Origin of the sequence: Furfurilactobacillus cerevisiae, assembly GCF_048961765.1 — a bacterium.
Lineage (GTDB): Bacteria > Bacillota > Bacilli > Lactobacillales > Lactobacillaceae > Furfurilactobacillus > Furfurilactobacillus milii_A.
Genome location: NZ_CP185253.1, coordinates 26,405 through 43,449 on the forward strand (window position 1 = coordinate 26,405; position 17,045 = coordinate 43,449).

Here is a 17,045-nt window from a genome sequence, read left to right on the forward strand (position 1 = left end):
CCGAAACAGGGTTTCTGAGGGGATTTATGAAAGATAGTGAGTTGGGTCGGTTCTCAACGACACGCAAAGAGCATTATAAGATGTATAAGGCAGGGAAGCGCTGGCTGTTTGCAGGCATAGCGCTATTTTTCTTTGGCACGGGGATGATTGGTACAGACCGGATTATCTCGGCAGATCAAACTGGTGCTCAGTCGCAGACAACTGAGACTTCAATCACTACTTCTTCAAGTCTTGGCAATGACGGAGCTGCCCAAAATACGACTAATAGCAGTGCAGTCAGCAGTGTTGTCAGAAGCAGCTCAATGACTAGTGCTGCTTCTGAATCCACCGCGGCTCAAGTAGCTAATTCAGCGCAACTGACAGTTAGTCAGCCGACTGATGCTAAAAATCCAGATTTAACTAGTGCTAGTAGTCAAAGCAGCGTTAACAGTAGTTCAGAAAAAAATCCTGACAGTAGCGCGTTAACTTCACGTGCGTATTTGGCTCAGCAAGATAATGATCAGGTGCCGACAAGTGCTCCGGCTGAAAAACAAGCGGCTGTTACTGGCAATGTTATTAATCCAGCCACTCTGGTTTCACGTGCGCCACAGGCAGATGCTGTTTTATCGGTTGCTACTAGCCCAAGCGTAGTAGATAGTCTTCAACAAAGTACGACATCATTGGTGGCATCGTCACAATCTGCAGCAACTCCGGCTTCTGAAGCTAGTATCGTAACAGCTCAGTCCCGAGCAAAAACGACTGTTACACGTGAAACACCTTTATCATTAGACATTAATACCAATGTACCCACGTCAATTGTTCAACAGGCTGTATTACCTACGGGTAGCACGTTAACGATGGTTAATGGCATGACAGTAATTAGTCTCCCAGACGCAACGACAACGGCTCAGCTGATAGAACTGAAGAAGTCGTTGGCGCTTGTTAATCAACCTGTGATGATCACGCAAAAGGATGCCAGTGTTAACCTGCCTACTTTAAGCAACAACATGGAAATTGGGACAGCTAACGGGAATGTTACTGGCACGAACGCATCAACGCAATTTACCGGTAATGGTACTAGTGTGCAGTTTAACAACAATGGGACAGTTGGCCTAACGGAAGATAAAAATGATGAAGTGGGTCATGCCAACCTTAACAACACAGTAGATTTCACCAAATCCTTTACGCTTAAAGGATCAGTTCAAATTGGGAATAAAACTGGACCACAGGGTGGTGCAGATGGAGTTTCACTGGTGTTTGTTCCGTCGCCAGAGAATCCAACGCAAACTTATAATGGGCAACCTGGTGGTGGTCTTGGCGTGGCGGGTTTGAAAGATGCCATGGCCTTTGTCTTTGATACGTATTATTGGAACGGCGGCGATCCAAACCAGGTCTATATCGGCTGGCGGACAACAGATCAGTCAGGTCAGTTAAATAGTTATTCATATACCGCACAGTCTAATACGACTTGGCGGCCGATGAATAATGCGTTGATCGACGGTAATTACCACAACTTTACGATGACGTACACGATTCAATCTAATGGGGACGGTCTGCTAACAATGACGGTCCCTGACAATGGTGGTAATGGGATAACTTTTACTAAGGTCATTCCTAAAGCCAAGCAAACTAACTATACGTTATCCTTTGCTGCATCAACTGGGGGCTCAAAAAACGCTCAGGGGGCTGGTATCAATAGCCTGACATACACTAAGGGTGTTTCCAAAGTAACTCTGAACGTGAAAACGCCATCTGGTCAGTCTGCGCCAATCACGGTGACCGCGAATATCGGAGATACGATTCACGTCTATCCAGATAAAAAATCAGCCCAGGCAGCAATTGACACAGGGATGGATCCCTCCACGGTTGTGGTTTGGGATAACAGTCTTGGCTATGGACTTAAGTCTGCTGTGGCCTATACAGTTACGAATGATGCCGCACAAACGACGCCAGAAATCGATACCGGTAATGTGGTTACAACAACCATTCATTACATTGATGCTACTGGCAAGCAGATTAAAGATGATCGTACAATTTCTGGAGTCGATGGGACTGCTATTGATTTGTCTGCTGTTGAGCCGGCATCCGAAGTCAAGGGGACAGATGGACTCAATTATTTACTTACCAAATCACCAAATTTGAAAGAAACATTTGGTACCAATACGTCACTGACATACACGTTTACGGCCGATCCAACGCCGACTGTGACAGCGGCTGAGTCACAGGTTAATTCATATCAGGCAATGACTAGTGGCGCGCTTTCTAGTGCCAAATCAGCGTTGGTTGCTGCTAGTTATGCTGCCTCTGTTTCACCTAATGATAAGAATGTTATTAATCAATACTCAGCAACTCAATCTTATTACACGGCCATTTTGGGCCAAGGAAGCGCAGCAACTAGTGCTCAGAGCGTTTTAGATTCGGTTAACGGCAAAGTTGCTCAAGTTATTACAACGGCTAATTCTGCCAATAGTTTGGCCACCAATCTTGAACAAACGTATCTGAAGGAACTGGCTGATGCATCAGCTGCAAATGTAGCTGCTCAATCGGCAAATTCGTTGTACCAGTGGGAAAAGAATAACTTTAAAAACGATTCAAACCTTGTTTACTATTCCAATATGGCACAATCTGATCAGAATAAAGCGGCTTCTGCTAACACAGCTGCCAGCTCGGCTACGCAACAATACAATTCTGCATTAGCAGTTGCTTCAACAGCGATTGCCAATGCTTCTTCAGTAGCGAATAGTGCTGCCGCTGCCGCGCAAACGTTGACGAACGCAACCAGTATCACTGCGGCCCAAACGACTTCTACCGCTTCTCAGGCAAAGAGCACCGCGGCCACTGCGACCTCAATTGCCGCATCCAATGTTGCGTCTACAGCTCAGAGTGTCGTCCATTCGGTTCAGTCGGCGGCATTATCTGCCGCAATGACTGCGATTCAGGCTAACGTGACGGCTAGTCAGGCACTGTCACTGGCCTCTGCTGATCAAGCTAACGGCACAGTTCAAACTGGTGCCGGAACAACGTCACAAAATGCGGATACCGGTAATAAAGCAGCACGTTCCGCCAATAATGATGCTAATAAGGCGCTACAATTTGCGTCGTTGGCTGCTAGTGCTGCCGATGATAACGATGTTAGTGCCGCTTACGATTATGCGATGAGTGCTTCTAGTTTGGCCGCCCAGGCAAACTCAGAAGCTCAAGTAACACACAGTGCAGCGGCTATTGTTACGAGTGCAACGAAGACCGTGGCCAGTCAGGTTACTGTTGATAGTCAGGTGTCTTCACAGCTGGCCAGTCAGGCACAAAGCATTGCATCGACGGCCGTTAACAATGCGGTTACTGCCAGTGGGGCCGCCGACGAAGCTGTGACTAATGCCAACGCTGCTTCGGCAACAGGAAAAAACGATTTGGCCAATAACAAGGTTGTCAGTGCGGCCAGTTTGGCTCAGTCGGCCGCTAGTGGTGCGGCCTCGGCGGCATCTGTTGCTAGTTATGAAGCCAAGCAAGCGACATCATTTGCTAGCCAGTCGAGTAACTATGCTTCGGCTGCCAGTGATTTTGCTTCACGAGCCTCCCTAGCAGCGGCTTCGAATGATGCGAGTTTAGCCAGCGAATATGCTGCTTCGGCTACTAGTGCACAAACAGCGGCTTTGTCGGCCGCTATGGTGGCTACCAGTTTGTACACGGTTGCTCAAAGCGCCAATGATTTCGTTCAGAGTGCTGTTAGTTCCGATAGTATTGCGGCGAGTTCGGCGGCGAAGGCCACCAGTGCGGCTGCAGTACAGGCTAGTGCAGATATTGGTACGATTCAGGACTTTGTAACAAGCAACAACTCGTTGAGTGTCAGGGCCGCTAATAAGGCCGTACAGGACAAGCAAAATGCTCACGTTCAGTCGCAGGCTGCAGCGGCTGCATCTGCCGCTGCCTCCACACAGTCTTTGCAGACTGTTGCAGCTGATCAAACGACAATTGCTAATAATCTGTACAAATCTGCTCAGTCGGCCGCTGCTTTGAATCAGGCAGATAATGCTAAAACGTTATTTGCATCGGCGTCAGCGGCGCAAAGTACAGCCGACTCTGCGGCAAAGGCAGCTCGAGCTTTCTACACGGACTTTTTAGCTGAAGACGATGATATTGATAACGAGGTTACTTCAGATAGCACCGCTGCTTCACAAGCCGCTTCGGCAACAAAATCAACGGATGCCGATACGGTATCAATGATGGTCAATCGTTCTAATGTTGCCTCTCAGGCAGATAGTATTGCTCGAAAAGCTGCTAGCGATGCAGCAACTGATAGTACAAATGCTGAAGTTCAAAAATCCGCTGTTGCTACCAGTCTGGCGGCTGCTTCTGCTACCTCGATTGCAACCAAGTTATCTAATGATCGGGCAACAGTTGACCAACTGACGAGTACAGCATCTACGGCTGCGTTAAACAATGACGCGACAGGCGCTTCTCAAGCTGCCTCAACGGCGGCCTCAATCGCCAGCCAGGATGCACAATTAACAACGTCATTAACTTCGTTGAACAACGTTATTAGTCAGACGGCGCCGATTATTGCCAACGCAGTCCATGTTGATAGTGTTACTGCTAGTGAACAAGGTTCCGATGCGGCAGCAGCAACCTCCACTGCTTCCGGAGAGGCAACAACAGTTAGTCAGCAAAACAGCAACGTTAATAAAGCAATTTCTGAGGTTGCCAGTGCTGCATCAGCGACGACCGCTGATAGTGCGTTACAAAGTTTAGCCAAACAAGGGCAACAGGTTGCTAGCACCGCAAATAGTATCCAAACGACAGTAAGCAACTTGGCTAAACAGGCCAGCGATTATAGTTCGATGGCTGCATCGGCAGCAGCACTAAATGATGTTAGTGAAGCTACAAAAGATGCCTCTTTGGCCGCAAGTGCTGAGCATCAAATTCCTGGCTTACAAGATTCACTTCAGGGATTAATGAGTCAGGCCAATTCACTGGCCGTTGCGGCTAACCAAACGGCCATCGCCGACAGCACGGCCGCGGCCATTCAAAACTCGGCTGCTTCAACAGCTGCCAGCATTGCAAATAAGGCAACAATTGCTGCCACTAGTGAGGGAACAAACGTTAATAGTATCCTGAGCGCTGCTAATTCAGTAGCAGCTACGGATCCTAAAAACGCAGAAATCACTAATCTAATCAAGGGTACTAACTCTCTGGCAAGCGCGATTGCGGACGATAACAAACAAGCTTCAACTGCTACTAGTGAAGCTGATTATTACGCTTCATTGGCAGCTTCTGCCGCGGCCAACAATGACGCGTCATTAGCTAGCCAGTATGCGGCCAAGGGTTCTGCGGCTGCTTCGACTGTTAGCTCTTTAGAGTATCAAGTTGATAGTTTGGCTTCTCAAGCAAACAACGTTTACAGTCAGATAACGACTGCTATTGCTGGTGACGGCAGTGTCGCTAATTCAGCGGTAAGCGTTGCAAACAGTTTAGCTAGTCAGGCAACGAGTGATGTTGAACAGGCTAACAGTGCGGCTTCTCAAATGACTGGCGCTGTTAGTGACGCAGGTCGATTAGTGAACACCGATAGCGCGAATACTGATTTAGGCGCCATTTTGACGTCTGCCAATCAGCTTAATAATCAAGTCAGTGATCAGAAAGTCAGTTTATCAACGGCAACTAGTATCGCTGAAAGCGCGGCTAGTGCAGCATCAAACGCGGCCTTGCTGAATGATCAGTCAACTGCAAAGTCGTTGGCGTCCGTGGCATCGACACAAGCCAGCACAGCGAACAGTATTGCCTCGACAATTGCCAGTCTTCAATCAGGTGTTAACAGCGTTCACAGTCAAATTGCCAGTGAAGTTGCCTTGGATAGTGACAATGCGTCAACAGCGGCCAGTGTTGCCAATGTTGATGCTTCAACGACAACCAGCATTGCCAGTCAAACAACGCAAACGGCATCACTAGTCAACTCGTTGGCAAGTAAAGCAGCATCAATTGCTGCCCGTGATCCGAAAAATAAAACGGTTCAAAGCGAGGCCCAAGCAGTTAACTCATTAACCAGTGAAGCTTCAACCGCTGCATCTGCTGGCAGTATTGCTGCCAGCAATGCTAGTGTATTTGCTAGTGAAGCCGCGTCAGCCGCGGCTTTGAACGATGCCAGTGCAGCCAGCGCGTTTGCCAGCCAGGCCGCTTCTGCTGAATCGTTAGCGGATTCTGACGATAAGGTTGCCAATGGACTTGCCTCACAGGCTAAATCACTCACAAATGATGCTCAAAATACGTTGATTCACGACAGTATTGGCGCTAGTCAGGCAGCAGATACAACCAGCAGTGCTGCTAACGTAGCTAGTATTGCCAGCTCACTGGTTGATAGTTTGGCCAGCGCAGCGAGTGCTAATGCCGCATCGGTTACTAAAACAACGACTAGTGATACCAGCAATACGCAATTGACGGCGCTTTCCAAGAGCGCTGCCGATTTAGCTAACTCGATTAATGGTTTGGTTGATCAGGCCAAACGGGCCGCAGCAAGTGCTGCCACATTAGTGGATAAAGCCACTAGTGCGGCTAATGACAATGACTTTGCGACTGCCAGTCAACTCGCTAGCGAGGCAAACTCAGATCAAGATGTTGCTAATAGTTTGGAAACTAAGGCCGAGTCATTAACTAGTGACTTTAATTCAGTTGCAACGACTGTTGATCACACGGTTGCCAGTGATTTAGCCAGTCAAGCGGCTAGTGCGGCGTTGTCAGCCGATAGTGCCGCGCCAATCATTAAGGCGGCCTCCGCAACAACAGCGACTAATTTGAGTTCATTGACCAGTGTTGCTAGTCAAGATCCTCATAATGCAAGTATTCAAACGGCCGTTTCAACAGCAACGAGTTTGCTAAATAAGTTTGCGACAACTGCTAGTGAGGCCAGTGCCGCTGCAGCATCAGCAACGGATTATGCAAAGAGCGCGACTAGTGTTGCCAGTTTTAATAAACCAATTTTGGCAAGTCAAAATCAATCGTTAGCTCTAAGTGCGGCAAGGGTTGCTAATGATTTGGCCTCTACAGCGGCAAGTGCACAGTCTGAAGTGACGAGCATTATGAATTCAGCGACATCGGCACTGGCTAGCAATAGCACAGCAGCAAAAGATGCTGCTACGTCCGCTGGCAACACGGCCACTAGTGCAACAACTGGTGTAACGACCAGTAAGAATGTGGGTAGCCAAATAACCAGTATCGTTTCAAGCACCAACTCATTGGCTAAGACGGATTTAATGAATTCACAAGTTCAAAGTCTGGATAGCAGTGCTAAAAGTATCAACAGCGAAACGACAAGTTTGAACACCGTTGTTTCACAGCAAGCGTCGATTGCTGCCAGTGCCGCAAGTGTTGCTTCCTTGGCAGCTTTGACAAACGATCAATCAACGGCTCAGTCTGCTGAAAAATTGGCAACGTCAGCAGGTGCTGTGGCCTCCGCTGATGTGGCAAAGATCAATCAATTGAACGATTCGGCCACGTCAATTTATGCTCAGGTACAAAAATTGGTCGCGGATGACCACAAGGCTGCCAGTCAGGCCGCCGAAAAGGTGACGACAACGAGCACGACTGCTAGTGGCGCAAACAAGACAATTTCGGATCAACGTGCTGTTATCAGCAGTCTAGTAAATGAGCTGAAATCACTAGCCGGCGCGGATACGAAGAACCAGGCAGTTTCAACTGCTGTCAGTCAGGCAGTAGTTGCGGCCAATTCAGCAGACAGTCAGGTTGCTTCGGCTACGTCAACAATCAGCAAATTGGCGTCCGTGACCAGTGCAGCCCAGTCCACGGCTTCGTTAAACGATGTTAGTGGTGCTACGAGTGCACAGTCGGCCGCTACGTCTTTAAATGATGATATGACGAGCGATCAATCTGCGATTAACTCATTGGAGTCGCTAGTTCATAGTTTGGCTGACGATGCGAACGACAAAGTGACTGCCGATCACACAGCTGCCTCTGAGCAGGTAACCTCGGCGACCATCCATGCAAACACTGCAACCAGTGAAGCCGCTTCAACAGGCAGTCAGGTCGCAAATGTGGGCAGTTACACCTCAGCCGGTAAAAAGTTGGCCGACACAGATTCAGCTAATAAGACAGTACAGAGTCTCAACCAAAGTTTGGCGTCATTAGATTCTGCTGCCAGTATGACATTATCTGAGGCTAATTCTGCCGCCAGTGTAGCGCGTTCGCTACAATCGTTAGCTAGTGCAGCGGCGGCCTCTAATGATCCGGCATTGGCCACTAAACTGACCCAATCGGCCAGTGCTGCAGCATCCACCGTGGCCAGTTTGGAAAGTACTGCCGACGCGGATAACACAACGGCTCAGTCATTAATGACGGCTCTTTCAGATGACGTCAAAGCAGATGCGAATGCGGTAAGCCAAATTGCCGATGGGGTTAACGATAAGGCGAGTGCAGCAACTAAACAGTCCAGTGATGTCAGCAAGCAGGCTGCTTCGTTAGCTGGTAGTGCTGCGACATCGACAACCGCTGTCCAGTCGGGAGCAGATAAGGCAAACAGCAGTTACCAAAGTTTGATCAGTCAACAAGTAGCAACACAGTCGGGGCTAAACTCGGCAAACAGCGTTACCGCCAGTTTGAACGATGACGCGCAACGGTTAGCTAGTCAAACGGCATCTGCCGCGGCTCTGAATGATGTTAGTGCGGCAAGTAATTTTGCAGCGAGTGCCGCAAATGTCCAAAGTTTGCTGAATTCTGAACAGAGTGTCGCTAACTCGTTAGCTAATCAGGCTACCGCTAATAATCAATTGATTACGCAGGCATTAAGCGCCGACAGCCATGCGGCCAGTTTACAAGCATCTGGTGCAAGTAATGCTGCGAGTGTCGCTAGCTCCGCCACAGCAATTGCTCAACATGTTGTAAACGGGACAAGCCTCGCTGCATCGATGGCTAATCAAGATGCTGATAGAGATACGGCCAGCGGAGCAGTCAAGAGTTGGGCCGGCCAAGCAACTTCTGCTGCGAGCGCCGCTCAATCAATTGACAAGATTCTTAGTGCAACCGCAAGTACTACTGCATCATTAGCGAGCCAGGCTGCATCTGCCGCGGCTGCCAATGATGTTTCTGCAGCCAGTCACTATGCTAGTGCTGCAGCATCAGCCAATGCCAATACACAGGCACTTACGGATCAAGCACAGGGATTGACTAGTCATGCGGCCGATTTACAATTATTGGTCAATAACACGGTTACGACGGATACGTCAACGGCTGCCAGTTATGCAAGTGAGGCAACAAAGCAGGCATCCAGTGCTGCTTCCACTAATCAGTCAACTGCATCGCTGGCATCAGTGGTGGCTTCAACATCAACTATTGCGACCAGTGTAGCCGGAACGGATAAACAAAATGCTGGTGTTCAACAACTGGCTAGTGAAGTTGCCCAGAAGGTTAGTCAGGCGACTAGCGCTGAAACGGCTGCAAGTGAGGCTGCCGCGTTAGCCAACGACTTTGCTAAATCAGCCGCCAGCGCTGCCAATATCAATGATGCATCGGCGGCTAGTGAATGGGCTAAGAAAGCTCAAAGCGCGCAAGAGGCAGCAAGCAAAGCACAACAGGTGGCGGATTCGGACGCAAAAGTAGCCAGTCAGGCATTAGCAAGTTTGCAAACGGCGGTTAGTGCGGATTCGAGTGCCGCTGCCAGCCAGGCCAGTGCCGCAATGGTAGCAAATAAGACCGCTCAAACAGCGGCGACGACCACCTCTAGTCAAGTAAATGTGGCTAGTTCAACGGTTACTCAGGCTGGTCAACAAGCCGCTAGTGATCCAGCGAATGACGCGGTGCAAAGTATGGATAAAATCTTGCAACAGCAAGCGTCAACCGCACAGTCGGCTAATCAAACGGCTACCAGTGCAGCTAACTTGGCTAGTGTTCTTGCTAGCGAAGCAGCCTCTGCTGCGGCTCTAAACGACGTCAGTGCTGCTAGTCAGTTTGCTAGTGAGGCGGCAAGTGCACAACAGGTGGCGGCATCTGCGACGCAGGTTGCTCAGTCGGCGATGACGGCACTGCAGCAAACTGCTAAGGCGATTCAACAGGCGGTCAATAACGATGCATTGCAGGCTCGTGAAGCAGCCAGTGAAGCTGTATCTGCGGCCGACCAATCTAACAGACAGCAACCTACCAGCGGATTGACATCACAGGGCCAAACATTGGCTAACGAAGCTCAGTCTGCCAGGGATGAAGCGCAACGAGATGCACAGTTGGCGGTCGTAGCGGCTTCGCACAATGATGTCGCGCTTGCGCAATATTATGCACAGCTAGCGCAGGCCGCAATGCAACGAGCGCAACGTTTGCAAGATCAAGCCAATGCGTTTGTGCAATCAGAGTCAGTATCATCAGTTGAAACAGGTAATACAGGTACTGACCAGATGGTTGATCCTAAAATCCTGCCACCTTTACAGGATTCTAAAAAGAATCCACGTGTAATGATGGTGTCGATTAAACCTGGTGCATTCATGAAACAGGCGATTGATAATCATTTGATTGACCCAACTGCTGTTGACAAAACGATGGTTACACATTCACCTAATCATGATTCAAAGAGCACTCGGTTGCCTGAAACGAATGAAAATGATTCGGTCAATACCGGGTTGATTGGCACGATGTTACTCGGATTAATAACATTATTTGGATTTGGGCGCCGAAAACGGCATTAAAAAAGATGTTAAGCTCGTGAAAAGGTCGTTCATCAGGCTCAAGGTACGGTAGAATAGGACTTAGCAATTGTGCTGAGTCCTATTTTTGTGAGCTTCTGGTATGATTAAAAAATAGGTGTGCAGATAAGTGAGGTAATGGAATGTATTACTTTATCAACGCAAGTTTTAACGAAAAGAAATCAGGAATTGAACACGCGGAAATGAAGCGGCTGGGGATGTTTAAAGATCACGGCGAACCAGCAAAAATCGTTACGCGCTTCTTTTCGCTGACGTTACACGATACATTGGCTCATGCCGGACTTGAAGATAGCGACATGGTCAATCTGTTTGACTTCTTTGAAGGCACAGAAGACCTTAAGAAGACGCCTTTTACACTGGCTGATTTACACGTGAAACCAAACTTACAAGTGCTGGTGAATGATCAAGATGAACATGGATTCATGGTACGTAATTCCGAACGAATTATTCAGCGAATTAAAATGCGCGCACCAGAATATAAAGAAGTTGAAACGGTTTGGACGTTTGACCGTTATGGCAAACTGGTAAAGAGTGAATACTGGGATTCTCGTGGTTTCAAGGCGCTGGAACAGTGGCATGACGCAGACGGCGTGGTTAATGCTGAGCAGGTCTTTAATCCTGACGGTAAAGTGGTTTACCAAACATTCCATATGAAAAATCAGGAAGGCAAGTACGATAACTCGCTGTATCGGATCATGAATTGGCACGGAACCAACTACTCATTTAATGGTGAGCAGGCAATGATGCGGTTCTTCCTTGATGAATTGAACAAACGCAATGGTGAAAACAATGTGTTTGTCGTTGACCGGACGTTTGAACTGGCCTGGTCTGTGCTTAATATGCGGACCCGGTCATTTAAGATGATGCATCTGCACTCAAATCACTTGAATGATCCTGAAAAAATCATGACAGCGACCCTGAACTATAACTACGAATATGCAATTAAGAATTTAGATCAGTGGCAGGGTGTGGCAGCACCAACGCCGCAACAACGGACGGACTTTATTAACCGTTGGGGCGATCAAACGCCAGTCTTCGAGTTACCAGTTGGGATCGTGGACAACGATGTTTTAAATGCGCCTCATGTAAAATGGTCGGATCGGACACCAGGACAAATCATCATGGTGGCCCGTCTTTCTCCCGAAAAGCAGCAGGATAAGGTCATTGAAGCGTACGAAAAAGTGCATGATAAGGTACCCGCAGCGCGTTTGGACTTCTGGGGTTATGCGAACGGTAAGGAAGGTGAACGCCTGAACAAGATCGTTGCCGATAAAAAAATTGGTGATCTGGTTACTTTCCACGATTACACCTTGGATGTTGGTAAGGTTTATGATGGCGCGCAAATTAACGTCCTGGCCTCACGGGCCGAAGGATTCTCGCTGGCCTTATTGGAAGCACAGTCACACGGTGTACCAACGGTTTCCTACGACGCAAAGTATGGTCCTCAAGGGATTATCGAAAATAACCGAGATGGCTACTTGGTCGAATTGGATAACGTCGATGCACTGGCGGATGCCATCACAAAACTGCTTAAAGATGACCGGTTAATGCAAAAGTTCAGTGAAAATGCCTATGAGGATGCCAAACGTTTCTCAGAAGATGCTGTATGGGACAAATGGCGTCCGGTTTTAGATGATGTTAAGGCATTTGCTGAAGCTGACTCAAGAACACAGGTGGACAAACAACAGGAGGCCAGCAAATGATTTATTTTGTAAATGAATATCTGATGGCTTTGAATTCTGGGATTGAACATGCCGAGATCAAGCGACTGCAACTGTTTAAGCACCAAGGTACACCTGCTAAGTTGGTGACACGAAACTTTGATCAAATGTTGTATGCCAACAAGAAACGATTTGGTGTTGAAGATGATCAGATTGTTAATATGTATGATTATTTCCAAGGCATTGAAGATCTAAAGCCAGTTGGTAAAAACGAGCCAAAGATCGAGTCGTTGAACTTAGCAGCTGATTATAATGTGGATCCTGGGGCTGATGTCAGTCACGTTTATGATGGCGATAAGCTAGTCATGAATGTTCATTTCGCGCCAGGTACTATTGGTCAGTTATACAGTGTTGATGCGTTTGATCGGACCGGCAAAAAGGTTCAAACAGAACTGTGGGACTTCCGCGGTTTTAAAACGCGTGACCAATTCTTTAGTGACGCTGGCGAACTTATCAGCCAGGTTACTTACGCCCCAGACGGCAAACGGGTGATTGAGGAATATTTCAGTCACGACAAAGATGGTCACAACTTCCTGTCGTTACTTCAATTATTGGATTATAAAGGACAGGACTTGTTCTTTGATAGCTATGATGAGTTGTTTACCTTCTTCCTTGACGAATTGAACCGTCGTGATGGTGAAGGCTCAACGTTTGTTGCTGATCGTCCAGGTGCGGCTTACGATGCAATGTTAAGCATGACAACCAAGGTCAGCCGGTTTATTACATTGCCGACGACACATACTATTGATCCTAAAGATCAAGTCTACGCTAACTTGTCTGGTATCTACGCCAATCCGATCGTTAACCAAATTGATAAGCTCTCCGGTATTATTGTCGCAACGGATGAGCAAAAAGCTGATTTAACGCGTTGGATGGGCGGTGAAGCGCAGGTTAAGGCGCCAATCACTGTCGTACCATTTAGTGTGGTCAATGATGAACAGGCTCATGCCAAACGTGTGCGTTTGCCACAACGGACAGCTCACAAGGTGATTGTCGTTGGGCGATTAACTAAGGAACGTCATACAGAAGACGTTGTCAAAGCGTTTGTGACGGTGAAGAAACATATCGCTGACGCAACCCTGGATATATACGGTTATGGTGATCAAGAGAAGCCACTTACTGAACAGATCAAGAAAGCTGAGTTAACGGACAGTGTCACACTGAAGGGTTATCATCCAGATTTGGACAAGGCCTACGATGGTGCACAGGTTTACGTTAATGCTACGGAAAGTGACAATGAACCATTGGCACTGGCAGAAGCTTTGGCACATGGGGTTCCATCTGTCGTTTATAACGTGCATTATGGTCCATCAGACATGATTGATGAAGGTAAGAACGGTTATCTTGTAGCGGATAACGATGTCGTCGGTTTAGCAAACGCCATTCAACGGGTCATGAAAGATGACCAGGTTTGGGAAGCGATGAGCCGTAATGCGTACGACAGCATTACACCGCGCACGGAATCGATTGTATTTGCTAAGTGGAAGCGCGCATTGCACATTAAACACTAGTAGTCAAGTGATGCGGTGAATATCATTTTTATGAACATTTAGAATAGGGAGGTTGAATGCCGCTTGCGGTTGGCAACATTGACACGCTCGCCGTGGGACCGGTTCAAGCCTCCCAAGTTCGGAGTCTTTCACCTCGCCGCAAAGCCTCGTAAAACCCCGAGTCTCCGCGACCGTCCGTAACCTAAATTCGAGCAAACCACTCGAATTAACGTTACCTTCACGGCTCGGTGTCAATGTTGCCGCCCTACAGCTGATATAGCTGTAGGATTCATCTGAGATCATTAGATAATTCAGTGCTGTTAATTTTGATAAACTGAGTAGTAAAACACAAAACTTAAAACACAAAACTTAAAACACAAAACTTAAAACACAAAACTTAAAACACAAAACTTAAAACACAAAACTTAAAACACAAAACTTAAAACACAAAACTTAAAACACAAAACTTAAAACACAAAACTTAAAACACAAAACTTAAAACACAAAAACCGTATCAAATATGTTGAGTCATATTCGATACGGTTTTTTGCTGTGAAAAGCGTTCATTGATGGCAAATTTCGCAACTTCTGTTAATAACCATAGAGTTATGATTTGAATTTAAAAAATCTAATTGATATATTGTGAAAAAATCAGCATTAACGGAGATTTGCCGATGAAACGATTGTTTACTTTGTTTATGATTGCGTTTTGGATTATTGGCACCAGTCAAATTGGTCAGCAGATAGTGGCCCAGGCTAATGAATCAGTAGAGAGTTCACAACAGTCTTTGCGAGAGGACTCGCAGGAGGCTAATTCAAATGATGCTTCATCCGACAGTGATTCTGTGGCAGATAAGATAGCGGCGATTACGGATAGTTCATCGGCCGATCAAACTAATGCTGTTGAGGTTAAGACGACTGTTCATACGTTTGCCGAATTTAAAGCTGCCTATGAAAATATCGATGTGCAAGAGATTACATTAGCTGAGGATATTAGTGGTGATGGCCGTCAGTTAGCTGCACGGACAACTTCACTCGTGATTACCGGGAAGCCACACCAGTTAACTTTAACTGAGTGTGCACTGCCATTGGGTAAATCAGGTGATAACACACGACTAACCTTACGAAATTTGAGCATTAACAACGGCCGAAGTGGTTCGTTTGTAACTGCTCAGGATGGTGGCTTGGGTTGGTTGCTGACGTTTGAACATGTGGATACGAAAAACGTGCTCAAGCTCAGTAATCTTCCCACTGAACAAGTGTCACTAATTGAAACGACTGACCCTGCTGTTGAAGAATCAGCTAGTGAAAGTGAATCCTCAGATAGTAGTTCGGTGTCTTCAATGAGTGAGAGTAGTGTATCCAGTGAAAGTAGTCGTGGTTCAAATAATTCTGGAGCCGTCAGTGATGTTAGTGAAGGCAGCAAGAATAGTTCAAAACATTTGGAAAGTGACACGACCGTTTCACGTGAAACCAATTCAATTAATTCACAGTCAACTAACCAGGCTAGTAAGACCGACGGAGATACACGATCAGAAAGCACACAAACTTCACAAGTAGAGAAAGAAACAAAACTTGGTGAGACAGAACGTGAGGTTAGCAATATTTCTGAGTTACAGACTGCAATTAACGAGCAATCCGTGACCAAGATTTTTTTAAAAAACAATATTTCGGCTACATCAATATCTGCAAATCCAATCACACGGAGTTTAGAAATAGATGGTCAACAACATACTCTAAATATCGGCAGTGGTGCTTTACGTTATGGTGTGCCGGTTTCGGGCAATCCGATACTGAACGTGCATGATATTCAGGTGGCAAACACGGCGGCAGCATTTGTTACATATAGTGGTGCTGCTCGAGGTCAATGGCACTTTGAATTCGGCAATATCAGTACGGCTACAACGGTTAATCGACTGGCCATTGCAACGTATTCAGACATCACGTTTTCAGGAACCTGCAACATAGATACGCGGGCAGAAAATGTTTATACCGGGAGCGTTAAAATGGCCGACAACACGGTCTACACCGGGAACGTCAACAATACGAACTATTCGATGTTTTATTATGATTTGCGGCCTTCTGAGGACCAGACAGGTGGAACTCGGGAATTTACAACGGGTCAAAACTGTACGCTGAATTTGACTGGCACTAATGGCACGCAAGGTTATCCAATTGTTTATCTGTACTATAACAACATTACGCTAGGAACCGGGACGAAGTTTAATGCGGAGTGGCCTGGAAACAATGTTTATTTCCAAACGGCCAATGATGATGCCTCTTTGACGATTGGTAAGAACGCCCAGATGAATTTGGATACAGATAATCGGTCCATTGCAGCTATTCGTTCCTCAGGGGGAAACAATAATATTACCGTTGCTTCCCGAGGATCATTGACCGCACGAAACAATAGTGCGACTACAGCAACAGTAGACTTAGGCACAGGTACGACAACAGCTGTCATTAAGGACCCGGCTGCGTTTGATTTGCAAAACACGGGGACTGGCACAAATTCCCGAGCATTGAGTACGAATGCTAATTCCAGCTTAACTTTGTTGGAGTCACCGTTTGCATATTGGGATACCACAGTAGTTACTGGGGATCCGACACAGTCGTTTGAAAAAATTGAATGGGGAAAATTTACTGGTAATACGGTTACTAGCGATCCAGAGATGATGGCGACCGCTGTCGAAGGCAAGACATTGCATCGCATGGCAGCATACAATCCGCCGGGTACATTGCAACTATCGAGTGTGCCTGGAAACCTGAATTTCGGTCGTGACTTAATTGTTCATCAGGAGAATCAGTTGTTCCCATTAGTGAGTTTAGATCAACCGTTGAGTGTGACGGATCAACGCTATGTAACCAAACAGTGGTCGTTGACATTGACACAGACGCAGGCATTAAAGAATGGCGACGGTGATGAGCTGACTGATGCAATTAAATATAAAAAGAATGATGAACTTTTGCCAGTAAGTAATGCGGCTATCGAAATTGAAACGCGACGTAATTCTGATAACGACCCATACGTCGTTTCTAATCAGTGGAACAGTGACCAGGGGCTTATGCTCCAAGTGTCACCATCAGAAGCCAAAGCAGGCGCATACAATGGTGAAATCACTTGGAATTTAAGCGATGTACCAGATGAAACGGAGGAATAACCG

At 46.9% G+C, this 17,045-nt stretch carries 4 protein-coding genes; all 4 read left to right on the plus strand.

Features of this window, described 5'->3' with window-relative positions:
* The first annotated feature begins 26 nt into the window (after positions 1-26).
* On the plus strand, positions 27-10,652 hold the full coding sequence (locus tag ABUE36_RS00125) for a lectin-like domain-containing protein (RefSeq protein WP_421016974.1): 10,626 nt from the start codon (positions 27-29) through the stop codon (positions 10,650-10,652).
* A 140-nt stretch (positions 10,653-10,792) separates the two neighbouring features.
* Positions 10,793-12,373 carry a glycosyltransferase gene (locus ABUE36_RS00130; protein WP_178941751.1) on the plus strand — a complete coding sequence of 527 codons (1,581 nt, stop codon included), beginning with the start codon at positions 10,793-10,795 and terminating at the stop codon, positions 12,371-12,373.
* A complete protein-coding gene (locus ABUE36_RS00135; protein ID WP_161001730.1) occupies positions 12,370-13,902 on the plus strand; it encodes a glycosyltransferase in 1,533 nt (510 codons plus the stop codon). Before ABUE36_RS00130 ends, ABUE36_RS00135 begins: the two co-directional genes overlap by 4 nt.
* 653 nt (positions 13,903-14,555) lie before the next feature.
* Entirely contained in the window at positions 14,556-17,042 is a 2,487-nt protein-coding gene (locus ABUE36_RS00140; protein ID WP_287707523.1) for a pectate lyase-like adhesive domain-containing protein, read from the plus strand.
* Positions 17,043-17,045: the final 3 nt, after the last annotated feature.

Excerpts from the sequence above, each read along its gene's own strand:
- ABUE36_RS00125 (WP_421016974.1), top strand. The coding sequence starts at position 27 with ATGAAAGATAGTGAGTTGGGTCGGTTCTCAACGACACGCAAAGAGCAT.
- ABUE36_RS00130 (WP_178941751.1), top strand. The coding sequence starts at position 10,793 with ATGTATTACTTTATCAACGCAAGTTTTAACGAAAAGAAATCAGGAATT.
- ABUE36_RS00135 (WP_161001730.1), top strand. The coding sequence starts at position 12,370 with ATGATTTATTTTGTAAATGAATATCTGATGGCTTTGAATTCTGGGATT.
- ABUE36_RS00140 (WP_287707523.1), top strand. The coding sequence starts at position 14,556 with ATGAAACGATTGTTTACTTTGTTTATGATTGCGTTTTGGATTATTGGC.